We start from the raw sequence: 23,100 nt of genomic DNA, 5'->3' as shown, positions 1-23,100 counted from the left end.
TTCCGGGGGCACGCGAAGCAAGGCCCCTGCGGTCGACGGATGTTCTCGCTCCGCCCATGGCTTGGCCTTCTGGCAATGCCCATGGTGTGTTCGGAAAGCACCGTGTTGAAGGCGTCAGCATGCTGAGGCCGATCTCTCCAGGCCGCAGATGTCACAGGTCGAGCCCGCGCGCTGGAGGGCGAGGCTGATGGCGTCTTCGATCTTCGCGCGGCTCTCGCCCGAGACCTCGCCCTCCCACTTGATCCAGAGCAGGCCCAGTTTGGTGCCGATGCGGACGAACTTGAAGGTCTCATTGTGCGCCAATGCGGCTTCAATTCTCCGGCAAAGCTGGTCGAGAACATCGCGCCACCCTGCGTTGCAGGATGGATAGCCGAACGACGCTTGAGGCTTGGACTGGACGATCGCGAACAGCTTCGGATGAGCCTGCATGAGATCGATGCGCCAATTCGCTGTGACAGTTGTCTCAGGCCTCCTCGTTTCTCGAACGGCCGGGTCTTCGTCAGCGAAACGGTCGGCCAGGCGATCGTAGCGCCGCGCCACAATCCGGTAGCCGTCCGCCATCGAGACACGGACAAGGTGGACGTTCTCCCGGCCAGACGGGGTTGGAATCAGCTCGCCTTGGACGTGGGCGGCGCAACGGATCATGTAGCCACTGCCGACAAAGCAAGGCTGCCCCTCCGCGCCGCACGACTCGCAGGTGCAGGTGGAGCGTGCCTTGGCAAGCGCAATCGCCTCGTACAGCCTGGCGGCGGTCTGCGGCGTCACGTCCCCGCGCCAGTAGACCCGCAGGCTGCCGGATTTCTTGTCGATCTGGATGATCCGGATCGTCTCGCCCGGCTGCAGCGCCGCTTGCATGCGCGCGCAGACGCGCTCCAGCAAATCGCGCCAGCCGTCGGCGACGTCCGGCAAGGTCCGCGCTGGCGGCGGATCGCCCGCCGGGTGAAATAAATCCGGATAGGCCAGCACGAGCTCCCTCCGCCAATCCCTCTCGTCACGCGCCATCACAATCCCTCGCTACCACCGCCGCGACCGGGAACGAACCATAAACAAACATACATGTCAACGTTCATCTGTATCCATATGAACATAGGATATGTCCATATCCAACAAGTTACCTATGGCCATTTGGCTGAGCCCGGCCTACATTCGGCCTGGCTTCAAGGATTCGACTACCGGCGAATCCTTGCCCCTGATCACCCACGGAGAGCCCATGGCCGAGCAAGGAAAACCCGCAAAAGCAGGCAAGACGGCGGTCCCGCAGCCAAGACGCAACTTCTTCGCAACCCTCGACGCCGAGCTGATCAAATCGATCAAGCGCGTCGCGCTTGAGGACGACACCAGCGCCTCGGAGATTCTTGAGGAAGCTGCGAGAGACTGGCTCGAGCGGCGTAAGAAGGCGCCCAAGCGCTAGCCTTGCTGGTGGGTCGGCAGCGAGGGCGCGATCGGCTTGTGCGACTTGGAGCGCACCCTCGCAACGAGTTCGATCCCCTCGGGCGTCCTTTGCGCAGCATACATCCGCGCCATGCTCCGCATGCTTCCGCACGGTGCGCCTTCGATCAGCCTTGCGACCTCCTCGAGGGCGGACCGGACCGCGAGGTACTCCGCCGCCCGAAAGGCGTCGGCCGACATCGACCGCCACCAGCTGAGCGGCGAGATCTCGACGAGCGCACGGATGATCGGCGATGAGGCATCAAGCATGCGACCGTCACGGCCCGCGCGCGGATGCGTCGTCGCCCCGCCGGACGGCTCGGTGCTCCTGATCGGCGCGCCGCCTTCACCATGATGGCAGGGAAGACGGGCCTCGCCATCTTGCCGGGGCTGGTGCCCCGGCATCGTCGTGGAATTGGACATCTGGCCGCTCCCCTAGTCCGCGCGCGCGATCGGCCAGGGAGTGCGCGGGCGCACCCACTTGGTGCCGGAGACATGCGCTCCCGCAACGAACTTGGCCGCGACCGCGGCAGAAAAGAAGTGCCAGTCGACCTGAAAGCGCAGGCGATCCTTGATGCCGGCGATCGGCACCACGACACCCATGGCGAGGAGATCTGCGCGGAGCTTTTTGATGTTCTTCCTGAGGCTCGGGGTCTCGACGTTGCGCACCTCTGAGCCGGACCGGACCACGAACCCCTCTTGGTCGTGGTGGCCGCGCGCCCAGATACCGCAATAATCGAATTCGAGCTCGCCTTCGGGCGGCGGCGCAATCGGCAAGCCGATCTCGACGATCTCGTTCACATCCTGGTTGTCATCGGATTCGACTTCCGCGGGCAGCTCGCCCACAACGTTGGCGTTGAAGATCCGGCAACCGGCATCGAACAGCAGGCAACGGCCATCGGCCACCAGCCGCTCCATCGCTGCGGCCTGTTCGACCAGGCAAGGAAGCCCCCGCGGCTCAACGGTGTTGGCCAAGGTGACCAGACCCACCTGTTTGGCGAGTTCGTTCAGACGGTGTGCAAGGCGGAGCCGCGCCGACCATGGCAGTGTATGCGGCTCCTGCGCGTGGAGCAGGTAGGCCTCCGCGCCAAAGACGTTGGAGGAGTCCGCGGCATGCTCGGCGACGCACCTGACCGCCCGGTTGCTCTCCCCGATATAGGCTTCGTCTCGCCCGACAATGACGTAGCACGCGGACCACAGATTGCAGGTCGCCGCCAGGCTCCTGGCCATCGCCAGGGGAAAGGCGGTGACGACGAGCCGGCCGGCCGGATCGTGGATCTGGCGATAGCCTTCGACGCCACCGAACGGGCGATAGATCGTGTGGGTGCAGGGCTGCACCATCGGGATGGTCTCGTTGGGAAATTTCATGGATCGATCTCTCTGTCCTCTGGGAGATCGCGAGGTCGACTTCGGACCGGCTGACGCACCACGGGACGTCCTGCCAGACATCGCAGGGCGCAGGCGTCATTGCAGCTTGCGTGACATGATCCGCAGAGATCGCGGCCGCCAGGATTGGCGTCCCCGACCCACGGGATTGCCAACGCAAGGCAACGGACCGGGACCGATTCATGCGACGCCGGCGCGCCGCATGACGTCGGGCCTCGCGATCCGTGCCTAGCTGATGGTGATGGTAAAGGTAATGGCGAGGAGGGAGATGCCGCCCACCATGGGCCCGAGATCGGGCATGAATGAGCCGCCGCTCCCATCGGACAGCGCACATTGCATCGGAGAGGACGGAAGAAGGATCGCCGAATCGGCGATATAGTGGCGCTTAGCCATGGCTGACTCCGTGATAGTCGGTTGTGGTTAGGCTGCCGGCGGTGTTGGAAGCACCGGCGGCGGCCGCCTCGCAGGGATCCGCGAGGTGAGCTGCAATATGCGCTTGTTCTCGGAATATTCCAGCCGAACAGAGCGCTCGTTCAATACGTATGGTTAACGACAGCCCCTTGAGGCAGGCTGGTGTTGCATGCCGAGCATGAGCTGATGCACGAGCGCAAGACCGCAGTGTCGGCGCGTCAGGGACGCGGCGCCTGGTAGTCGGGCTCCTCCGTCTCGACCACCTGACCGACGGCGGGAATTTCGGCAGGCCACTGCGGGATCGGCTGGGGACGCCTCGTCGGCTGCTGAAGCTTCGCGTTCCCAGGCGAAACGGCGCCCTCACGCCGAAGCCCGGACGATTGCCGCGTCTTCCGACGCAGGAATTCGTCAAGCTCTTCGTGAGTTTGCCGCTGCCGCCTGAAACCGACCTCGAGTGCAAGCGCATCGCGCGCCGACCTGCTTGGATCGGGTGCGACCTTCCAGGAATCGTCCTGCGGGAGCATTTCGAGGCCTTCGAAGGGTTGGGACGACGAACCGGCGGTTCGCCGCGCATCGGCACCAGCGGCCCCGCGTGGGCTGTCGTTGCCCGACGTCGCCATGGGCGCAACCGCTGAAGCCAGGCCGGCGACCTCGTTCGGCCGGAGCGGAGCGGTGCTCGGCGCCCTCAGGTCTGCCGGCGATCGAGGAGGGTTGGAGGTCACGCCCACTCTGGGCGGCCGGCGAGCCTCACTGCGATCTCCAGACGTTCGAGCGATCGCCTTGGACGAGAAAGCAGCGGTTCGCCTCACATCATCCCAACCGGCGGCCACGCGCTTCTCACTGTCCGACGTTGCGATCGGCGCAACGACGGATGCCGGCTCGGCGACATTGCTCCACCCGGCCGGGGCGGTGTTCGGCACCACCAGGTTTGCCGGCGATTGAGGATCGCAGCCCACATTCACCTGCAGAGCAGCATCGAGCACCTCCGCCGGCTGCGCGGCAACCTTGTTCGCCTCAGAGTTCGCGAAGAACCCTGCAGCGATCCCGAGCGGATCGTGGTGCGCAATGTCGTCCTTCATCTCGCTATAGTACGCCCGCGCAATGCGATCACGGGCTTCGGCCGAGGGAGCTCGATTGATCATGAACACGCCCTCGGCGGCGCCAGCGATCGCGATCAGATCGGCAAGGCGTGCACCTCCCTCGACCACCAGGCCCGGCCATTCGAGCCGGCGCGCAAACCGCGCGACGATTGCAGCATCTTCCGAGCTGCCGATGTCTGCGATCGTGAAGGCCCGACCGTCGAAGGCAACAGCCGTCCCGCTCAGCGCCAACGCCGGCGAGCCCGATGCCAGCTCCAGCTCATAACCGGCCTCCTGCGCGGCATCCGCAAACCGCCTCAGGAGTTCGGCAGCCTCCTCATCATCGTCACGGTAATACACGGCTGCGTTCGTTATCCTTACACTCGCAACCACCGGCCCCGGGGCATGCTTCGCTGCCATGCGATCTCCCTTCGGCTGGCGGCTCGCCTTCAACTGCTCGATCGCCTCGACATGCCTACCTTCACTGTACATGCTCCACAGCACCCGCGTCAGCCGCAGCTCCGGAGCGCCAGCTCCTCTCACATCATTGCGGCGCGGATCGACGTAGGCTTCTACGCCGAGGATCGCACAGCCCAACGTCAGCCTCGCCGCGACAAGGGCCCGTATGTGCCTGCAGCCGTCGCGCCGGAACAGCGTGTTCCAAGGTCGCACCTTCAGACCGAAACCGCCCTGCTTCAGCTCACGTTGCGAGAGCCAGGCGTGAGCGTGCGGATTGGGCTCACCGTCGCTCGCGTCCACGCACTCGATATCGAGCCGCACCGCCATCCCGAGTTCGACGAACGGCAACAGCGCAAACGCCGCAAGCGGCAGCAGCAGCTCACGGGCGACCCCGCGCGGTAACGCAAAATCGAGAACTCTGCCTTCTTGTGCGTTCCGCCGCGTCTCCCTGGAAATGACGGCTTTGGAGAAATTCTCCCACTCGGCGAGCTCCGCTGGCGCCCCCATCGGCAGCAACACGCAGCCTCCGACACGGTAAGGCGCATAGCACCGGTAGTCGACGTGCCCGAAACGATCGTCTGCGGTCGAGCAAGTCTGGTAAGCGAACCGCGCCGCAGCGGTATTACCCTTGCTGGGTTGAATGACGCGGGTGTGGATGGAGCAATGCGACACGTTGTCTCCAAACGTATAATGGACGACGCGCCAACATCGCATCCGCTCCTGCAAGTCGGAAATTGCACCCAATTCCCGCTGAGGGCCGCCCTGTTCATCGGCCGCGCGCAATCCAGGCCATATCCATAGCAATCCGTCTCCGCAGAGGCGCTTTCACAAATAGATTGGAAAGGCTCGCTGACGAGCTGAACAGATCTCCGCGCCATCATGGCCGGCCGTCGGAGCAAAGCTCGCGTGCCCGAAGGCATACACATAAGGTCGCGGCCGAAGACGCCCGGCCCAACCCGTCGTGACCTCAAGTTGCATCACCAGGTGAGCAAGACACGCCGCTCAGGCTGCGGGCAGCCGGTGGGTCAATGGCATGCGCACGCGCACACTGTTCTGACGCAGGTCTTTCGCGATGCGCTCCCGAAAGCTCTTCATGAAGAGCCGATCATGTGCCCCCGGGCTAGCCCCGAGGTACTTCTGCAGCGCCATCTTCGTGGCGATGCCGATCTCGTTCGCAAGCATGTTGGATATCGCGGCAGCACCCTCGGACACTGACTCGTCGGGGTTGCCCGCCTTGCTCTTTGCCCGCCGAATGCATTCCTTCACGAACTCGACCGTCAGCCGTTCGCCACGGCGGGCCCGCGCCAGGATGTCGACACAGGTGGCCTCGTCAACCGACGGCGCGGCGAGATCCAGCGCAGCGCTGAGCGGCACGTGATACACATCCTCTCCGTAGCGCTCGTATAGAGCCGCAAGATTCATGTAGAGCTGGGCCGTGCGCGGCTCGAAGCCCGCTTCCAGACGGCACCACTTCAGGAACACCCGACCTGGCAGGCCGGCCTTTGCCTCGGTCAGCGATCTGCCTATTTCCACGGCCGTCCGCGTCAGCAGTCTCACACCCAGGCGGATCACGCCAGCAAGCTCACGCAGCTCCTCCGCCTTGTCCGGCTCAACCTGATCATAGTTGAACTGCTCCGCGCTCGTCACGATGAGTACTCCTGATGACATCTCTCGTCGCAAACCTCGCTTCAATAATGACAGAGCCTTTTCGAATTTGTCAACAATATCAAAATGATGGCACCTTGCGACAGCCTCAGTGGAGCGCATCGCGCCGAATGCGAAAAATTTTCGCATTCCCTGCCTCGGACAAGGAGCGTGCAGCGGAATCGACTGATCGAAGGAAAGAGTTGCGCGAGGACTGCAGGGACGGCCGCGCCTGCTTGATCGGCCTTACTTGTTGAGGAGGGCCGAACATTCAGACTTGATGGCGACATCCGTCAGCCGATTAACCATCGATTCAAGATGGTCCAGGCAGCCTGGCTGTGCGTAACTACATCATCAATTGCAGCCAGGCGCACGGCGAGTACGGTGGTAGCGGCCTGCTCGATGGCCTCGGGGGATACGTCAGCCCCCCGCACTTTGTCAAAACTGAACAGAACCTGCGTTGGTAGTTCGCGCTTAACGATATACAGCCACTTCTCACGAATACGGCTGGCCCATTCGATCTGCTTCTTGCTGCCAATCAGCTTGGTCGCGGCGGCCGCCTCTTTGGTTCGCTGAACCGAATTGGAGACCATGCAATCTCGCTTTGCCTTATGCGCAGTGAGGCAGGCCTCGCACAAAGTACGTCTGGCAGTGCGGATCCTGATCTCCATTAGTGTATCATGCTGAGACTTGACGCGCATTGCAGAGTGCCCACACGCGTGCGTGACCTGCATCTGGGGAGTATTGGCAACCATATCCTTCAGTTCCTGTTAAGAGGACGCCTGGTTGAGCGTCCGGATCTACATCAGATCGCATCTTGATGAAGATGAGCTTTTCAACGTCGCGCCTCTAGAGTGCGGATCGGCAGTCCTCGCGCAGCGCATTGGCTCGTTGGCCTCACCCTCAACGTGCGAACCACCTCTTTCGACACGGCTGTTTCACCGCTCGGCGCGGGAGTCCTCCAGCGTCTGCAGCTCGTCCAAATCATGTCCATCCAGCGCCCCAGTCGGCTCAGCGCACGTTCGCACGGATCAGTGTGCTCACAATCCAGAAGTGACGCGAGGCACTTGCGGTGCGACGCCTTGATCAGTTGCAGGCTGAAAGGAGCATCGCTCAACAGCTTGAGACTGCTGGTCGAGCAGGCGAGACGCTGAACTAACTCCTCGACCGCTTCGTCACCCGGTGCGTGAGCCGTTCGAGGCCCGCGCCGAGCCTCGTCGGCGCGGGGGAAACTAAGGCCTTGTGGGCCGCCTCCATCATGGTAGCGATCCAGCTTGCGATGCGCCCCTGCGCTACAGATGCCGTCTTCAACCGACGCGCAGCCAAGGCTTGCAGGCGCGCGCCAGCTTCAAGAGAAACTGCGCATCGGTTTTCGCTTGAGCGGCCGCTGCAAGATCGAGCGTGGCTACCGGCAATCCGGTCGCGCGCGCCTTCGGTGCGATCGCCATTTTCCCCTTCGTTCTGCGGGGGTTTCGGTTGTTCCCAAGTTGCCACACCTGGTGATGGTCGCCCATACGGGCGCGAGGCACGAGTTCAGCAATCGAATCCATCACCACTGCGTGACACGCCCGCCAAAGGCGTCGCCGGCGCCGCTGGCGCGGCAATTCCGCCTCGCCGGGACGTCCATCCAGCATTACCGAGAGCCGCTGCCCAACCACCAAGTGATCATTGAGTGACACCCAGATCGTCAGCATGGACCCGATCACGTCTTGCCGCACGCAATCCGAATTTGGATCGTCAATCAACACATTGATGATCCCGGTCACAAGCTTTTGCACCGCGGCCTTCGGCCGCAACGTATAATGGACGACGCGGACGCACCAGCATCGCTTGCTCCTGCAAGACGAAATTGCACCCATTGCCGTTGAGGACCACCCTATTCATCCCTCAGGGCTCCAAGGGCGACCTACGCGCCTCCGGCCTGCGTTCTCGCGGCCGCGAGTTGAGTTTTCAACACGCGCCAGATCCCATGGTAAGCTTTTGAGTCAAAAGCTCGAATTCCGATCGCACCGTATAATGCCGGCATTATACCCGCATAATGCCGGCACGATCGGACCTTGAATGACAACCGAATTGGCACCGGGGGACACCCCGCGCGACCTACTGGTTTTCAATCCGCGCATCCGCGACCCAGGCAAGCTGGCTCTCAATCACGGCCTGGCGAAATCGAGCAATACTGGACGCCATCCCGAATTACAGAGAGAGCCAATTCGAGAACGTCGCGAGCAGACGCCAACTGCCGGCGCAGACCATGTGTCGTCGTCTCGACAGATGCGCGTGGCAATTGGCTTTCAAAACGATCGATGCCAGGCGGCAGGCTATACCTCTCTAGCGCCTGGCATGCGCATCGCGCTCAAGCCGCCGGCTGGAGATTGTAATCAGGATCGAGCGACGACCGTGATCATGACGGCCTCAAATAATTCGTTCCCTACAGAAAAAATCCCCGTGCTAAATGCTGCCGGCGAACACGCCACGTGAACAGCCTGCGTGCGAGGCGCGAATACGGACTGGGCATTTCGCTCCGGATCAGAACGAGCCAGCCCGAACATAGCACGCTCTGACGTGGGCACCCGCCCGCACTATACTGTGCGACGCCCGCCTCTTAAATCAAGACAAGCGCCTACCGGCTACCCAACTAGTACTATCATAAAGAAATCTGACGATACTCCATTGGGATTTGATCTCACCAACTGTCCTGATTAGCGCCACCACCGCCGGCTCTTCGCCTGTATCGATGATCCGCAAAGGGCAGTGAATCGTGAAATGCTGCCCATCAGATCGGAGTCCCCTACAGCACCGGCTCGAGCCTTGGAAGGATAGCTCCGCCTCTCATCTCGGAAGTGTGCTCCCAGTTCGCGAGCGTCCCAGATTTTCCGGCGTGGTTAACCATTTGCATTGAGATGTTGTTGTTCGAGCTAATCTCGTTGGCTACTTAGGTGCCCGATTGTGGAACCCCTTATGTGAGGCGTGGGGGAGTTGAAGTGCGATAACGTAGTGCTTTCTGTGCAATCGCATGTGTTGACCGAGCGTCTCTCCGGAGGCGCTTTTGTTGCTTTCGTCTAATGCATCGCAACGCTGCCTTCTGCCAGCCCGAATAATAGGGTCAGGCGCGCATCGACCGTGATCCCGCATCCGCCACTTCGCTCGTTAGAATTTCGCCGCAAAGGGCAGTGAATCGTAAAATGCTGCCCATCAGATCGGAGTTCCTAGGAGCACCCAGCTTGAGCCTTGGAAGAGCCCCGCCTCTCATCTCGGAACTGTGCTCCGCGTTCATGGGCATCTCGAGACTTTCCTGCGTTGTTAACCATTAGCATTTAGATGTTGTTGTTCGAGCTAATCCCGTGTGCCACCTGGCAATTCGACTGAAGAATCCCTTATGCCACGTGAGGCGTGGGGGAAGTTGAAAGTGCGATAGCGTAGTGCTTTCTGTGCAATCGGATGTCCTAACCCCGGAATGGGGTGGCAAAAGAGCGTCTCTCCGGAGGCGCTCTTTCTTGCTTTCCAGCCGGAAAGGCGGGCGAGCGCATCGCAAAGGCCCGTTTTGTCCGTTCAAGTAAGTCGTGTCGGGCACGCCTCCACTGCCCTCTAGCATCGTCACGGCCGCGCTTCGACTGCTTCGCCTGATCGTTCGAGGCGCGAATCTCGCTGGCGTCAGGCATCAGTGGCGCACACAACATCCTCTTCGGCTGGCGGCTTCCCTTAGAAGCGGATCCGGATCTCTGAGCCCCCGAGCCTCCTTCAGCTTTATCGTCTGCTCGCCGACTTGTTGACCAGCCGCTTTTGTTCGACCGGAAAATCCCATGTTTAGCTAGCGCCAATGGATAAGATGCGCTTTCCTGACGCTGCCAGCCGAGACGGAGGCTGCAGCACGGCATCTATCTTCCCGGCCAACTCGGCTTGCGCTTCTCGCTGAAGGCCTTCAGGCCCTCCTTGGCGTCCTCGGTCATCGCCAGCAGTGCGATCTGGCTCTCGGTGTAGGCGATGCTTTCGTCGAACGACATCGAGGCAATCGCACGCATGGCGTATTTGCCTCGGCGGATCGCGGTCGGGGATTTGTCGACGATACGGCCGATCAGCCAGTCGACCTTGGCATCGAGCTCGGCCGTCGGCACGACGTAGTTGAGCAGGCCGGCGTCCTTCGCCGCCTTCGCATCGAACGGCTCGCCTGTGAGTGCCCATTCATTGACGAGGCGCCGCGATGCGATCTCCTGCAACAGGCTCAGCACCTGCATCGGAAACACGCCGACCTTCACCTCCGGCAGGCCGAAGATGACGTGATCGGCCGCCACAGCCATATCGGTCATGCACAGCAAGCCAATGCCGCCGGCCATGCAGACGCCGCCGACCCGCGCGATCGCGGGCTTGGTCGCGTTCTGCGACAGGCGCAACAGATCGGCGTAGTCGACATTCGGCCTGGAGAAATCCATCGCAAAGGCCGCACCGGAATTCTGCAAGTCCGCGCCAGCGCAGAACGCCTTGTCGCCCGCGCCCGTCAGCACGATGACGCGGACGTCCTTGTCGTCATGCGCATCGCGATAGCCTTTGGTGATGCCGGCGATGACGTCGCCGTTCAGCGCGTTGCGCTTCTCCGGCCGGTTGATGGTGATCCAGAACGCCTGCCCGCGCTTCTCGGTGACGACGGCTGTGGTGTCGGTCATGGCACGCTCGCTTCCTTGCTCCCGTTTTGCTGCCATTTGCGGCAGGTCGGGCGAGAGGTGCAAGCGCAAACTGCGGCGCAGCGCCGCTTTAGCGCCTCGACACAAATTGCAAGGCAATCGCCATGCGCGCTCAGATGGCCGCTTTCCTGATCCAGACCTTGTTGTCGTGGAATGCAGCGCCGCCGATCGGGGCGATGGTGTCCGCACCGGTCAGCGTGTTGATGCCGCGACCGCCGATATGATTCTTGTTCGGATGCACGGATTCCGCGATCAGGACTCCCCGCCGCACGCCCTCGAACAGCACCGCATTCAGCGTGGTCTCGCCGCGGGTGTTGCCGAGCGTCACGGCGTCGCCGTCGACGATATCGAGGGGGGCTGCGTCCAGCGGGTGGATCATCACGCTCGCTTTGCCCTCGCGCGCCTGTGAGGACGGCGTCTCGTTGAACGTGGTGTTGAGGAAGCTGCGCGAGGGGCTGGTCGCAAGCCGGAACGGATGGGCCTGGTCGGCATGCTCGATCACCGCCCAATGGTCGGGCAGTGACGGCATCTGGTCGACATCGCCCATCGTCTGGCCGAACGGCGGATGCGCCCAGTCCGCCCTGAAATGGAATTTGCCGTCGGCATGGCCAAAGCCGTCGAGGAAATGCGCGGTGCGGAAATCCGGTTGCAGATCGCGCCAGATGTCGGCTTCGAGGCCGGCGATGTCGCCGTGGTTGCTGAGCTTCAGCGTTGCGTCGATCAGTTCGCGCGGCGTCATCTCGAAGCCCTGATGCCTGGCGCCAAGCCGCGGTGCCAGCGCCTGCAACACCTGGTGGTTTGAGCGGCATTCGTCGGGCGGGTCGATCAGCTTGGGTCCAACCGAGATGTGTTGATGGCCGCCGCCGTAATAGAGGTCGTCGTGCTCCATGAACATGGTCGCCGGCAGCACGATGTCGGCCATCATCGCTGTCTCGGTCATGAACTGCTCGTGCACCGCGACGAACAGATCCTCGCGCGCAAAGCCTTGGGCTACCAGCGCCTGCTCCGGCGCCACCGTCATCGGATTGGTGTTCTGGATCAGCATCGCCTTGACCGGTCCCTTGCCGAGCAGGGCCTCGGCGTCGCCGGTGAGGATGCGGCCGATCTTCGACTGGTCGAGCGCACGCGTGGTCCGGTCGATCGCGTCGTGGCCCTCGATGATGGCCTCGTTGAAGTGCCACAGCGCGTAATTGTTGAAGAAGGCGCCGCCGCCTTCATACTGCCAGGCCCCGGTCACCGCGGGGATGCACAGCGCGGCATGCATCTGCGTCGCGCCGTTGCGCGAGCGGGTGAAGCCGTAGCCGAGGCGGAGGAAAGTTCGCTGGGTCTCGCCGACCAGCTTGGCAAACGCCTCGATCTCGGACACCGGCACGCCGCAGATCGCCGAAGCCCATTCCGGCGTGCGCGTCTTCAGATGCGCCTCGAGCTCGGCAGGGCAATCGGTGTACTTGTCCATGTAGGCGCGGTCGGCATAGCCGTCGCGGAACAGGACATGCATGACGCCGCAGGCGAAGGCGCCGTCGGTGCCGGGACGCAGGATGATCTTGATGTCAGCCTGCTTCATGGTCTCGTTGTCGTAGATGTCGACGGCCGCGATCTTGGCGCCGCGCTCCTTGCGCGCCCGCGCGGCGTGCGTCATCACGTTGACCTGGGTGTTGACCGGATTGGTGCCCCAGATCACGACGAGGTCGGAGAGCGCCATCTCGCGCGGATCGACGCCGGCGATCTTGCCGGTGCCGATCGCATATCCAATCCGCGCGACATTGGCGCAGATCGTCTGATAGAAGCGCGAATATTTCTTCACATGCGTGAGGCGATTGAGACCGTCGCGCATCACCAGCCCCATCGTGCCGGCGTAGTAGTAGGGCCAGACCGATTCCGCGCCGAACTCGCGCTCGGCCTGGTTGAACCGATGTCCGATCTCGTCCAGCGCCTCGTCCCAGGAGATGCGCGCGAACTGCCCGGAGCCCTTCGGCCCGGTGCGGCGCATCGGATACATCACCCGTTCGGGGTGATGGATACGCTCGGCATAGCGGGCGACCTTGGCGCAGACGACGCCGGCCGTATAGGTCTGCTTCTTCGAACCGCGGACGCGGCCGATGCTGCGGCCTTCGACCACCTCGACATCGAGGGCGCAGGCTGAGGGGCAATCGTGCGGACAGGTCGAATGGCGGATTTCGATCTTGGCGTGCTGGTTCATGTCCCAGTTCGTAACACCAAAATACCGGCCGGCCGAGAGCATTTATCCGGCAACGCCCATGCGATTTGCTCAAACCGCACGCGCGGCCGGTTCCTGCCGAAAGCACGAAATCCGGCCCGGCCACACCGAAAGCCGCCCGATATTCCCGGCGCGATCGACGTTGTGAGGCGTCGACAGTCCGCGTTCCCTGCCGCTACAGTGCGCCCAACAAGAACGATATCAGGGAGGTGGGCGTGACGGCCCGACAATTCATGCTGGCGCTGGCCGCCGGCCTGCTCGGCGTAGCCGCCGCAGCCCCCTCATTGGCGCAGGATTATCCCACGCACGCGGTCCGAATCGTCGTGCCCTTCGGCGCCGGCGGGCCGGCCGACGTCGCGGCCCGGCTGATCGGCAACGCGCTCCAGGAGAGTTTTGGCCAGCCCTTCGTGGTCGAGAACCGCACCGGCGCGGGGGGCGTCATCGGCACCGTCGAAGCGGCGAAGTCGCCGGCCGACGGCTACACGCTGTTGATGATGTCCAACTCCCAGACCGCAAATGAATCGCTGCTGACGCCGGAGCAACGCAAATACGAGCTGATGCGCGACCTCGCGCCGATCGCGCCAGTGAATTATTCCGATCTCGTCATCGTGGTGAACCCGCAGGTTCCAGCCAAGACGCTGCAAGAGTTCATCACGCTCGCCAAATCGCAACCGGGGAAGTTGAACTACGCCTCCTCCGGCCAGGGCACGCCCTATCACATGGCCGGCGAGCTGTTCAAAGCGATGGCGGGCATCAACGTCGTCCACGTGCCCTACCGCAACAGCGGCGAGGCGCGCAGCGGCGTGATCGGCGGGCAGGTGCAGATGATGATCGACGCCGTGCCGGCGATGGCGCCGAACATCGCCGAGAACCAGGTCCGCGCGCTGGCCACCACCGGCAAGCAGCGTTCAGCGGTGCTGCCGAACGTGCCGACCGCTGGCGAGGCCGGCACAGCAGGCTATGAGGCCACGATCTGGCTTGGCCTGATGGCACCGACCGGTACGCCGAAGCCTGTCATCGACAAGCTCAACGCCGCCGTGAACGCGATGGTGAAACGTCCGGACATCGTCAGGCTCTGGACCGCGCAGGGTGCCGTGCCCATGTCGATGACGCCGGAGGAATTCGACAAGTTCCTGCGCGGCGACATCGAGAAATGGGCCGATGTCGTCAAGAAGTTCGACAAGTCCTGAGGCCGTAGAACGACCATGCCGATTCAATTCCAGCTCAACGGCACGGCGACGGCTGTGGACGCTGATCCAGATCAGAGGCTGCTCGATGTTCTGCGCGGCCGCCTCGGCGTTACCGGTCCGCATTTTGGCTGTGGTGCCAATGAGTGCGGGGCCTGTTACGTCATGGTGGACGGCCGCGCGATGGCCTCCTGCGACATGCCGATGTGGTCGGTTGCCGGCAAAGACGTCGTCACGATCGAAGGTCTCGGCACGGCTGAGCAGCCACACGCCTTGCAACGCGCCTTCATCTCCAAACAGGCGATGCAATGCGGCTATTGTGTTTCGGGAATCCTGATCAGTGCGGCGGCCCTGCTGAAGCGCAATCCGTCGCCGACGGAGGCTGAGGTCAGAACGGCGCTTGACCGCAACCTGTGCCGCTGCGGATCGCATAACCGCATGGTCCGCGCCGTGCTGCGCGCGGCCTCGGAGATGGCCAACCCATGACGCCCCCTGCCCCGAAACTGCCGGTCAGCCTCGTGACCAGTCCAAGACTGTCGTCCTGGGTGCGGTTCACTGGCGACGGCCGCGTCGCGATCTCGCCCGGCAAGGTCGAGATCGGCCAGGGCATCGTCACGGCGCTGGCCCAGATCGCCGCGGACGAGCTCGACGTCGATATCGGCCGAATCGAAATGATCCGCGCCTCGACCGCAACCAGCCCGAACGAAGGCGTCACCTCGGGCAGCCTTTCGATCCAGCAATCCGGCCGCGCGCTGCGACACGTTTGCGCCGAGGTGCGCCAGATCTTCCTCGCTGCAGCGTCGGAGCGGCTCGGCGTCGGGGCAACGCAGCTCGGCATCGATGACGGCACGATCTCGGGTCCCGGCAATGTCAGGACCAGCTATTGGGAGCTGGCGGGCGACGTCTCGCTCGACCAGGATGCCTCTGCTGGCGCGACTGCGAAGACCGCCGTAATGCGTGCCGTGGCAGGGCATTCGATCCAGCGCGTGGACATTCCCGACAAGGTGTTCGCACGGCCGCGCTTCATCCACGACCATGCGCTGCCGGAGCTGTTGCACGGCCGCGTGCTGCGGCCGGACATCTCGGGCGCCAAATTGACAGCGCTCGACGAAACAGCCGTGCGCACCGTTCCGGGCCTCGCCGCGATCGCTCGCGACGGCAGTTTCGCCGGCGCGGTCGCCGACAGCGAGGTGGCGGCGGAAGCCGCGCTGAATGCCCTGCGCAAGGGCGCGACATGGTCGGCCGGCGAGCCGCTGCCCGACGAAAACGATCTGGCGGGCTTCCTGAAGAGCCAACCGGTCGAGACGACCACCATCGACACCAGATCGGCCGCGTCGCCACAGAAGGCCGCGCGCACTCTCCGCCGGCAATACACCCGCCCCTATATCGCGCATGCCTCGATCGCGCCGTCCTGTGCGATGGCGCGGTGGGGGGGCGATCGTGTCCACGTCTGGACCCACAGCCAGGGCGTCTATCTGCTGCGCGCCGATCTCGCGATCGTGCTCAGGCTGCCGGCAGAAAACATCGTCGTCGAGCACATGGAGGGCGCCGGCTGCTACGGGCACAATGCGGCCGACGACGTCGCGCTCGATGCCGTGCTGCTGGCGAAAGCGGTCGACGGCCGTCCGGTCCGGGTGCAGTGGTCGCGCCACGACGAGATGTCCCACGCGCCGTTCGGCGCGGCCATGGCCATCGAGATCGAGGCCGATCTCGATGCGGACAACGAGATCGTCGGCTGGCGCCATGCGATCTGGAGCAACGGCCACGCGGCGCGGCCGGGACGCGCGGCACAGCCGGCGCTGCTCGCGGCAACCGAGATCGCAAATCCCTATCCGCGCATGATCTCGATGAACCCGCCGGCGGCCAATGGCGGCGGCGGCGACCGCAATTCCGTTCCGCTCTATGACCTCCCGGCCTGGACGATCACGAGCCACCGCTTGCTGACCATGCCGGTGCGCACCTCGGCGCTGCGGACCCTGGGCGGGCAAGGCAACGTGTTCGCCATCGAATCCCTGCTCGACGAGATCGCCGCCCTGCGCGGCGAAGACCCGATCGCGTTTCGGCTGCGCCATCTGCGCGACGAGCGTGCGAAGGACGTCATTCGCGCCGCCGCCCGACGCGCGCGGTGGAAGCCCGAAAAGCGAACCGGTATCGGCTACGGCGCCGGTTTTGCCCGCTACAAGAACACGGGCGCCTATTGCGCCGCGATTGCCGAGATCGAAGGCACTGACGATATCCACGTGAGGCGGCTGACGCTGGCGGTCGATGTCGGCGAAGCCATCAACCCGGACGGCGTGATCAACCAGATCGAGGGCGGCGCGATCCAGGCGACGAGCTGGGTGTTGAAGGAGCGCGTCCGCTTCGACCGGACGCGCATCACATCGACATCGTGGACCGACTATCCGATCCTGACCTTCAGCGAGGTGCCGGCGGTGGATGTCGAGATCATCCAGCGGCCGGAGATCGAGCCGGTCGGCGCCGGCGAAGCCGCACACGGCCCGGTGACGGCGGCGATCGCGAACGCGGTCCACGATTGCCTCGGCGTGCGCGTGCGCGACCTGCCGATCACGCGCGACAAGATCATCGCAGCCATGGAGCTTGCATCGTGACGACAGTGAATATTCTGAGCGGCGGCGCGGCGCAAGGCCTGGTGCGCGGCCTCAGCGAGGCCTTCAAGACGCAGACCGGGTTCGGCATCGACGGCGAGTTCGGCGCGGTCGGCATCATGGCCGACAAGCTGCGTGCGAGCACGCCGGCCGATCTCGTCATATTAACGCAGGCGTTGCTCGCGAAACTTGCCGAGGAGAAGCTCGTCGTCCCCTCCTCGATCGCAGATGTCGGCAGCGTTGAAACCGCGCTGGCGGTCCGCAACCGCGATCCCAAGGTGGCCGTGAAGACTGAAGCCGACCTGCGCGAGGTCCTGCGTGCCGCAGACGCCATCTATGTGCCCGACACCAGGGCTTCGACCGCGGGCCAGCACGTCGCAAAGGTCCTGGATCAACTCGGCATCGCCTACGAGGTCGCATCGCGTCTCAAGATATTCCCGAACGGCGCGACCGCGATGCGGGAGCTTGCGACATCCACCGCGCAAAGGCCGCTCGGTTGCACCCAGGCGACCGAGATCATCGCGACCGACGGCATTGCGCTATCGGGATCGCTGCCGCCGGGCTGCGAACTGGTGACGACGTACACGGCCGGCGTGACCACGCGCGCCGCACACCCGAAGGAAGCCGCCGCGCTGATCGCTTTGCTGACCGGCGCGGACCGAAAGGAGCTGCGCCAGCGCGCGGGTTTTGCCGGCTAGGGCGGGCGCGCACTCATAAACTTGCGCTGCACTTCGTATGAGGTCCGCTCTGCCTCTGATAGCGGCGCGTTGGCGCACCTCACCTCAGGTCCGAGATGGGCCAAGAGCAGCCATTGGAATAGTCTGCAAGCCAAATTTGTCCAGCTGGTCGTCGCAGCCGAATGCCCGCGCTTTGACGTAGATCAAATCAGACTTAGCCATTAGTAGTAATTTAGTTTTCGCATGGCGCGCATAGTTTAACGCGGCACGGTGTTCAAGCGTCTGTGTCAAACCAATAGGCGGCCTGCTGGGAAACGACGCTTTTCGAAGGGCGGAGAATTTCGATGACGGTCCGCCAGTTACTCAATGAAAAAGGGCATGATGTTTTTACAATTGGCCCGGACAACACCGTCCTTGAGGCCATACAAAAGATGGCTGACCAGAATGCTGGTTCTTTAGTTGTAATCGAGGACGGAAACCCCATTGGCATCATTACCGAACGACATTACGCACGGAACGTGTTTTTGAAAGGACGTGCATCCCCTACAACTCGTGTCCGTGACATTATGGAGGCGAAGGTTTTATACGCTCACCTTGATCAAACTGTGGAAGAATGCATGGCCGTTATGACTGAGAAGAGAGTTCGCCACCTTCCCGTTATTGATCAGGGCAAATTGATCGGAATTGTATCGATTGGAGATTTGGTAAAAAGCATAATCAGTAAACAAGAATTCGTCATTGACCAGTTGGTACAATTTATTCACCGCTAATGCGGATCGACTATCGCGCCGATCGCGCTTCTGATGTTTTCCGCTTTTGGTGATGGTTAATCGCGAAGAAATCGCCTTGTTTCCTGCAATCGAAGTTGAGTGTAGCCCTGCTCGGGCGGGGCTTCATAGAGTCCGCTAATGGGATGGTCCGGCCGTGCTCCTGCCCCGCCAGCGATAAGCTGGCCAGGGGCGCCAAGACAAGGAGCACGCCATGTCCCAGACACCCAGTACTGCGATCGCCGTGATCGGCATCGATATCGGCAAAAACTCGTTCCACGTCGTGGGCCACGATACGCGCGGCACCGTCGTGCTGCGGCAAAAGTGGTCGCGTGGCCAGGTGGAGGCGCGGCTCGCCAATATACCGCCTTGCCTGATCGGCATGGAAGCCTGCGTCGGCGCACATCATTTGAGCCGCAAACTCGCATCGCTTGGTCACGATGCCAGGCTGATGCCGGCCAAATATGTCCGCCCCTATAGCAAGGGACCGAAGAACGACTTCAATGATGCCGAAGCGATTGCCGAAGCCGTGCAACGCCCAACGATGAAGTTCGTGGCGACCAAGACTGTAGAGCAACTGGATCTGCAGGCGCTGCATCGGGTGCGCGAGCGCCTGGTGTCGCAACGCACCGGCATCATCAACCAGATTCGCGCCTTCATGCTCGAACGCGGGATCGCGGTGCGCCAGGGTATCGGCTTCCTGCGCACAGAATTGCCCACCATCCTTGCGACGCGCACCGATGCCCTGTCGCCACGCATGTTGCGTGTCATCGAGGAGTTGGCAGGCGACTGGCGTCGGCTGGATCAGCGCATCGATAGCCTCTCCGGCGAGATCGAAGCACTGGCCCGTCAAGATCAGGCATGTTCGCGCCTGATGACGGTGCCTGGCATCGGGCCGATCATTTCGAGCGCCATGGTGGCCGCGATCGGCACTGGAGACGTCTTCTCCAAAGGCCGTGACTTCGGCGCCTGGCTCGGGCTGGTGCCCAAGCAGATCTCGACGGGAGACCGCACGATCCTCGGCAAAATCTCACGGCGCGGCAATCGCTACCTGCGCGTTCTGTTCGTGCAGGCGGCATGGGTTGTGCTGGTCAGGATCAAGAACTGGGAACGTTACGGACTCAGATCCTGGATCGAAGCCGCCAAGAAGCGATTGCACCACAACGTGCTGGCGATCGCACTCGCCAACAAGCTTGCCCGCATCGCCTGGGCGGTGCTGGCTAAAGGACGCGCCTTCGAGCTGACAAGGACCAACGATGCAGGCGTCCGACCCGCTTGATCGTCGCGCCGTGCTCGGCGCGGTCAAGGCGCGGCCTGGCAACGCCGGAGCCAGCCGCAAGCCAAGCGCAACGGCCGGCCTTGACCGCCCGTGCGCGCGACGCGACGCACGTTCTGCGGGCCGGGACGAAGGAACGGCCCCTGGCTCGAACACAGGAACTGCGAGGTAGGAGGAGCATGCGATGACGTAACCCCATCAACAAGTTCCAGCCGAGGTCTGCGAGAGGATGAGACGAGATGGAGGTTCGGTCTTCCCGGCGCATGCGAACACTGGTGACCCAAATGGCCCAATCGAGGCCTGTCCGCTAATGAGAACGCGCGCGCGCTGATATCCATGATGGCCCGGAGCAAATGCTCCAATCAAAGGCCGGATACATTGATGCAAGACCACTCACCACCTGATCGACGAATCTCTTGCTACGCACGGCCGGACCATACACTGGGTCACAAGCCGCCGATCACGCTCAAGGTGGCAGACTTCCGCTTTGCGTTGGTAAGCCGACTTTATGAGTATACGCCCTAGGCGCAGATCGTCGCCCTATTTGTGCAGCTGGGTGAGACCGGTCGGCGGCCCGTCGACGGCGGTCCAGCCGCCATCGACGAACAGCGTGCTGCCGCTGACATAGCTGGCGGCGTCCGAGGCGAGATAGGCCACCGCCGTTGCGACCTCGTCGGCGCTGCTCCAGCGGTTGAACACGGTGTGGCCGGCGTAGAGATTGTAGATGTCGGGCCGCTGCTTGAACGGGCCGGTCAGCGCGGTCTCGGCGATGCTCGGCGCGATGGCGTTGACGCGCACGCCGGCATGACCGACCTCGGAGGCAAAGCCCTTCACCAGGAGGCCGATCGCCGCCTTGGTCGAGCCGTAGACGCCAAGGCCCGGTTCGATGGTCACCGCACGCACCGACGAGCAGGCGATGATGCTGCCGCCCTTCTGCCCGACCATGATGCGGCCGAAAGCCTGGAAGAACCAGACCGTGCCCTTGACGTTGAGGTTAAGGACACGGTCGAGATCCTCCTCGGTGTAGTCGAGGATGGTCTTGCGGATGTTGAGCCCGGGCGTCGTCACGGCAATGTCGAGCCGCGGGAACTTCTGCATCACGCTCTTGGCGAGCGCGTTGACGTCCGCAGCGATCGCGGCGTCGCAGCTAGCAGCTTCCGCCCAACCACCCTTGTCGCGAATGCCCGCGGCGGTCGCTTCCGCTGCATCGAGCGCCCGATCGGCGCAGACGACACGGGCGCCGAGCCCGGCCAGTGCTTCGGCCGACGACTTGCCGATGCCCGAGGCGGCGCCGAGCACGACGGCCGTCTTGCCGGTGAGATCGAAGAGCTTGCGATAGTCGGTCACGGACAGATTCTCCCTGTTGTTGTGACGCAAACTACGCAAGCGCGGTGCGCCGGCCAAGTGCCGGCGCACGCACGGCAGCTATCCCTTGTATCCCATCAGCAGGCGCGGCAGCCACAGCGAGAATGCGGGAACGTAAGTGACGAACATCAGCGCCGCGATCAGTGCGGCGTAGAACGGCAGGATGGTGCGCATCACCGCGCCCACCGAGATGCCGCCGATGGCGCAGCCCACGAACTGCGTCGTTCCGACCGGCGGAGTGTTCAGCCCCAGCGCGCAGTTGATCAGCATCAGCATGCCGAACTGCACGGGATCCATGCCCGCCTTCATCGCGATCGGCAGGAAGATCGGGGTGCAGATCAGGATGGTCGCAGCCATGTCCATGAACGTGCCGAGCACGAACAGGATGACGTTGATGAGCAGGAAGATGATCCAGGGCTGTGTGGATACCTTGCTCATCAGGTCGCCGGCGAAATCGGCCACCTCGTAGAGCCCCATCAGATACTGGAACATGGTGGAGACGCCGATCAGCAGCAGCACCACGCCCGTCGTCTTCACCGCCTTCGCCGCGGCCCGCAGGAAGTTCGGCAGGGTCATGGTGCGGTAGATGAAGAACGTCAGCAGGATCGTGTAGGTGACCGCGACCGCTGCGGATTCAGTTGCCGTGAAGACGCCGGACAGGATGCCGGCCAGAATGATGCCGACGATCAGCAGGCCGGGCAGCGCCGCCGCGAACGAGCGGAAAACCTCGGCCCAGCCGGGGAACTTGCCGGCCGGATAGCCGCGCTTCACCGCGACCGCGTAAGCGGCGACCAGCATGCACACCATCAGCACGAGCGCCGGCAGAAGGCCTGCGGCGATCAGCGCGCCGATCGATACCTTGCCGCCGGCGGCCAGGGCATAGATGATCATGTTGTGGCTGGTCGGCATCAAGGCTCCGACCAGCGAGGCGTGGGTGGTGACGTTGACGGCGTAGTCGGTGTCGAAACCTTCCTTTTTCATCATCGGGATCATCACCGCGCCCATCGCCGACACGTCGGCCACGGGCGAACCGGATACGCCGCCGAACAGCGTGCAGGCGACCACGTTCGACATGCCGAGCCCGCCGCGGATGTGTCCGACGAGATTCTTGGCGAGTTGCACGATCTTGTCGGCGACGCCGCCATGCAGCATCAGCTCACCGCTGAAGACGAAGAACGGAATGGCGAGGAACGAGAAGATGTTCATCCCCGACATCATCTGCTGGAAGATGACGGCAACCGGCAGCCCCTCGTAGAGGATGGTGCAGATCGCCGAGAGGCCGATCGCGAAGGCGACCGGAACGCCGAGGATCAGGAAGCCGAAGAAGGAGGCGCCGAGGATGATCAGTTCCATGAGGGGACGACCTCTTCGCCGCGCAGGAGAGCAATGATGTGCTCGATTGAAAAGGACACGATCAGGACGCCGGAGGCGATCAGCGGGACGTAGCGGATGACCTCGGGAAGGCCGAGATTGGGAATCTTCACGGTGCCGACCGATGCCCCGAGGATCCAGCCATTGTAGGCCATCGCAACGCCGAACAGGGCGACCAGAACGTGGATCACGAGCTCGATCTTCTCACGCACATTATCCGGAAGCATCACCAGCAGGCTGTCCATGCCGATGTGTCCGGCATCGCGCACGCCGACAGCGGCGCCGATCAGCGTGACGTACAGGATCAGGACCAGCGCAAGGTTCTCCGTCCAGGTCGGGCTGGAGTTGAGCACGTAGCGTCCGAACACCTGGTAGAACACGATGGTGACGATGACGAGCAGGCCGGTCACGGACAGGTACGTGCCCACGCGCGCAACGGGGGCATTGATCCGCGACAGCAGGCCGGTGGACGGGCGTCCGGCGACCTCCTGCTCGTGGCTTGCGACGTGAGGGTCGGTCATTCCCGCATCTCCCTGCGAGGGTCCGGTGT

21 protein-coding genes are annotated in these 23,100 nt (G+C 63.1%); 8 read left to right on the top strand and 13 right to left on the bottom strand.

The window, feature by feature from the left end; translation table 11 throughout:
- Positions 1-114: 114 nt before the first annotated feature.
- Complete coding sequence (locus tag AB5K84_RS15685; protein WP_210268982.1) at positions 115-966, bottom strand: hypothetical protein; 852 nt, start codon at positions 964-966, stop codon at positions 115-117.
- A 151-nt stretch (positions 967-1,117) separates the two neighbouring features.
- Between AB5K84_RS15685 and AB5K84_RS15680 the strand changes: the two genes are divergently transcribed.
- Complete coding sequence (locus AB5K84_RS15680; RefSeq protein ID WP_049832459.1) at positions 1,118-1,411, top strand: ribbon-helix-helix domain-containing protein; 294 nt, start codon at positions 1,118-1,120, stop codon at positions 1,409-1,411.
- Here AB5K84_RS15680 and AB5K84_RS15675 read toward each other — a convergent pair.
- From AB5K84_RS15675 to AB5K84_RS15645, 7 genes are all read right to left on the bottom strand, one after another.
- Complete coding sequence (locus AB5K84_RS15675) at positions 1,408-1,851, bottom strand: hypothetical protein (RefSeq protein WP_028173140.1); 444 nt, start codon at positions 1,849-1,851, stop codon at positions 1,408-1,410. The genes AB5K84_RS15680 and AB5K84_RS15675 overlap by 4 nt on opposite strands.
- 12 nt (positions 1,852-1,863) lie before the next feature.
- Positions 1,864-2,796: a DUF4357 domain-containing protein gene (locus AB5K84_RS15670; protein ID WP_110116742.1), complete on the bottom strand. Its 933-nt coding sequence runs from the start codon at positions 2,794-2,796 to the stop codon at positions 1,864-1,866.
- A 246-nt stretch (positions 2,797-3,042) separates the two neighbouring features.
- Complete coding sequence (locus AB5K84_RS15665) at positions 3,043-3,207, bottom strand: hypothetical protein (RefSeq protein ID WP_156149850.1); 165 nt, start codon at positions 3,205-3,207, stop codon at positions 3,043-3,045.
- Positions 3,208-3,443: 236 nt separating this feature from the next.
- Entirely contained in the window at positions 3,444-5,546 is a 2,103-nt protein-coding gene (locus AB5K84_RS15660; RefSeq protein WP_162603676.1) for a MobA/MobL family protein, read from the bottom strand.
- Between the two features lie 219 nt (positions 5,547-5,765).
- A complete protein-coding gene (locus AB5K84_RS15655) occupies positions 5,766-6,557 on the bottom strand; it encodes a DUF3102 domain-containing protein (protein WP_097532295.1) in 792 nt (263 codons plus the stop codon).
- Positions 6,558-6,700: 143 nt separating this feature from the next.
- Complete coding sequence (locus AB5K84_RS15650; protein WP_162603677.1) at positions 6,701-7,000, bottom strand: hypothetical protein; 300 nt, start codon at positions 6,998-7,000, stop codon at positions 6,701-6,703.
- Positions 7,001-7,714: 714 nt separating this feature from the next.
- A complete protein-coding gene (locus AB5K84_RS15645; protein ID WP_131234204.1) occupies positions 7,715-8,185 on the bottom strand; it encodes a hypothetical protein in 471 nt (156 codons plus the stop codon).
- 283 nt (positions 8,186-8,468) lie between these two features.
- Between AB5K84_RS15645 and AB5K84_RS15640 the strand changes: the two genes are divergently transcribed.
- A complete protein-coding gene (locus AB5K84_RS15640; protein WP_162603678.1) occupies positions 8,469-8,885 on the top strand; it encodes a hypothetical protein in 417 nt (138 codons plus the stop codon).
- A 1,397-nt stretch (positions 8,886-10,282) separates the two neighbouring features.
- Here the strand turns inward: AB5K84_RS15640 and AB5K84_RS15635 are convergent.
- Both AB5K84_RS15635 and AB5K84_RS15630 read right to left on the bottom strand, forming a co-directional pair.
- Complete coding sequence (locus AB5K84_RS15635; protein ID WP_028173134.1) at positions 10,283-11,065, bottom strand: enoyl-CoA hydratase/isomerase family protein; 783 nt, start codon at positions 11,063-11,065, stop codon at positions 10,283-10,285.
- Positions 11,066-11,195: 130 nt separating this feature from the next.
- The gene (locus AB5K84_RS15630) at positions 11,196-13,283 is read right to left on the bottom strand and encodes a molybdopterin-dependent oxidoreductase (RefSeq protein ID WP_171463792.1); all 2,088 of its coding nucleotides are present in this window, start codon (positions 13,281-13,283) and stop codon (positions 11,196-11,198) included.
- A gap of 251 nt (positions 13,284-13,534) precedes the next feature.
- Between AB5K84_RS15630 and AB5K84_RS15625 the strand changes: the two genes are divergently transcribed.
- The 6 genes from AB5K84_RS15625 (at position 13,535) to AB5K84_RS15600 (ending at position 19,817) form a co-directional block, all read left to right on the top strand.
- Complete coding sequence (locus tag AB5K84_RS15625) at positions 13,535-14,491, top strand: tripartite tricarboxylate transporter substrate binding protein (RefSeq protein ID WP_171463854.1); 957 nt, start codon at positions 13,535-13,537, stop codon at positions 14,489-14,491.
- 15 nt (positions 14,492-14,506) lie between these two features.
- A complete protein-coding gene (locus tag AB5K84_RS15620; RefSeq protein WP_110116745.1) occupies positions 14,507-14,974 on the top strand; it encodes a (2Fe-2S)-binding protein in 468 nt (155 codons plus the stop codon).
- Entirely contained in the window at positions 14,971-17,097 is a 2,127-nt protein-coding gene (locus tag AB5K84_RS15615) for a xanthine dehydrogenase family protein molybdopterin-binding subunit (protein WP_171463793.1), read from the top strand. Before AB5K84_RS15620 ends, AB5K84_RS15615 begins: the two co-directional genes overlap by 4 nt.
- Positions 17,094-17,792: a molybdate ABC transporter substrate-binding protein gene (locus tag AB5K84_RS15610; protein WP_060908297.1), complete on the top strand. Its 699-nt coding sequence runs from the start codon at positions 17,094-17,096 to the stop codon at positions 17,790-17,792. The genes AB5K84_RS15615 and AB5K84_RS15610 overlap by 4 nt, the downstream gene beginning before the upstream one ends.
- A 323-nt stretch (positions 17,793-18,115) precedes the next feature.
- Positions 18,116-18,541 carry a CBS domain-containing protein gene (locus AB5K84_RS15605; protein ID WP_110116746.1) on the top strand — a complete coding sequence of 142 codons (426 nt, stop codon included), beginning with the start codon at positions 18,116-18,118 and terminating at the stop codon, positions 18,539-18,541.
- 211 nt (positions 18,542-18,752) lie between these two features.
- Positions 18,753-19,817, top strand: coding sequence for an IS110-like element ISBj4 family transposase (locus AB5K84_RS15600; protein ID WP_110116747.1), 1,065 nt, complete (start codon positions 18,753-18,755; stop codon positions 19,815-19,817).
- Between the two features lie 537 nt (positions 19,818-20,354).
- Here AB5K84_RS15600 and AB5K84_RS15595 read toward each other — a convergent pair.
- The 3 genes from AB5K84_RS15595 to AB5K84_RS15585 all read right to left on the bottom strand — a co-directional run bounded on the left by AB5K84_RS15595 (position 20,355) and on the right by AB5K84_RS15585 (position 23,071).
- Positions 20,355-21,161, bottom strand: coding sequence for an SDR family NAD(P)-dependent oxidoreductase (locus tag AB5K84_RS15595; protein ID WP_011088796.1), 807 nt, complete (start codon positions 21,159-21,161; stop codon positions 20,355-20,357).
- 78 nt (positions 21,162-21,239) lie between these two features.
- Positions 21,240-22,532, bottom strand: coding sequence for a TRAP transporter large permease (locus AB5K84_RS15590; RefSeq protein WP_110116748.1), 1,293 nt, complete (start codon positions 22,530-22,532; stop codon positions 21,240-21,242).
- The gene (locus AB5K84_RS15585; protein WP_171463794.1) at positions 22,523-23,071 is read right to left on the bottom strand and encodes a TRAP transporter small permease; all 549 of its coding nucleotides are present in this window, start codon (positions 23,069-23,071) and stop codon (positions 22,523-22,525) included. Before AB5K84_RS15585 ends, AB5K84_RS15590 begins: the two co-directional genes overlap by 10 nt.
- Positions 23,072-23,100 lie beyond the last annotated feature (29 nt).

It is taken from the genome of Bradyrhizobium sp. 1200_D9_N1_1, from assembly GCF_052075915.1.
GTDB lineage: Bacteria > Pseudomonadota > Alphaproteobacteria > Rhizobiales > Xanthobacteraceae > Bradyrhizobium > Bradyrhizobium diazoefficiens.
This window is presented reverse-complemented; position numbering and strand designations above follow the sequence as displayed.

Excerpts from the sequence above, each read along its gene's own strand:
- AB5K84_RS15600 (WP_110116747.1), top strand. The coding sequence starts at position 18,753 with ATGTCCCAGACACCCAGTACTGCGATCGCCGTGATCGGCATCGATATC.
- AB5K84_RS15670 (WP_110116742.1), bottom strand. The coding sequence starts at position 2,796 with ATGAAATTTCCCAACGAGACCATCCCGATGGTGCAGCCCTGCACCCAC.
- AB5K84_RS15665 (WP_156149850.1), bottom strand. The coding sequence starts at position 3,207 with ATGGCTAAGCGCCACTATATCGCCGATTCGGCGATCCTTCTTCCGTCC.
- AB5K84_RS15625 (WP_171463854.1), top strand. The coding sequence starts at position 13,535 with ATGCTGGCGCTGGCCGCCGGCCTGCTCGGCGTAGCCGCCGCAGCCCCC.
- AB5K84_RS15675 (WP_028173140.1), bottom strand. The coding sequence starts at position 1,851 with ATGTCCAATTCCACGACGATGCCGGGGCACCAGCCCCGGCAAGATGGC.
- AB5K84_RS15630 (WP_171463792.1), bottom strand. The coding sequence starts at position 13,283 with ATGAACCAGCACGCCAAGATCGAAATCCGCCATTCGACCTGTCCGCAC.
- AB5K84_RS15650 (WP_162603677.1), bottom strand. The coding sequence starts at position 7,000 with ATGGTCTCCAATTCGGTTCAGCGAACCAAAGAGGCGGCCGCCGCGACC.
- AB5K84_RS15585 (WP_171463794.1), bottom strand. The coding sequence starts at position 23,071 with ATGACCGACCCTCACGTCGCAAGCCACGAGCAGGAGGTCGCCGGACGC.
- AB5K84_RS15620 (WP_110116745.1), top strand. The coding sequence starts at position 14,507 with ATGCCGATTCAATTCCAGCTCAACGGCACGGCGACGGCTGTGGACGCT.
- AB5K84_RS15635 (WP_028173134.1), bottom strand. The coding sequence starts at position 11,065 with ATGACCGACACCACAGCCGTCGTCACCGAGAAGCGCGGGCAGGCGTTC.
- AB5K84_RS15590 (WP_110116748.1), bottom strand. The coding sequence starts at position 22,532 with ATGGAACTGATCATCCTCGGCGCCTCCTTCTTCGGCTTCCTGATCCTC.
- AB5K84_RS15615 (WP_171463793.1), top strand. The coding sequence starts at position 14,971 with ATGACGCCCCCTGCCCCGAAACTGCCGGTCAGCCTCGTGACCAGTCCA.
- AB5K84_RS15640 (WP_162603678.1), top strand. The coding sequence starts at position 8,469 with ATGACAACCGAATTGGCACCGGGGGACACCCCGCGCGACCTACTGGTT.
- AB5K84_RS15680 (WP_049832459.1), top strand. The coding sequence starts at position 1,118 with ATGGCCATTTGGCTGAGCCCGGCCTACATTCGGCCTGGCTTCAAGGAT.
- AB5K84_RS15605 (WP_110116746.1), top strand. The coding sequence starts at position 18,116 with ATGACGGTCCGCCAGTTACTCAATGAAAAAGGGCATGATGTTTTTACA.
- AB5K84_RS15655 (WP_097532295.1), bottom strand. The coding sequence starts at position 6,557 with ATGCGAAAATTTTTCGCATTCGGCGCGATGCGCTCCACTGAGGCTGTC.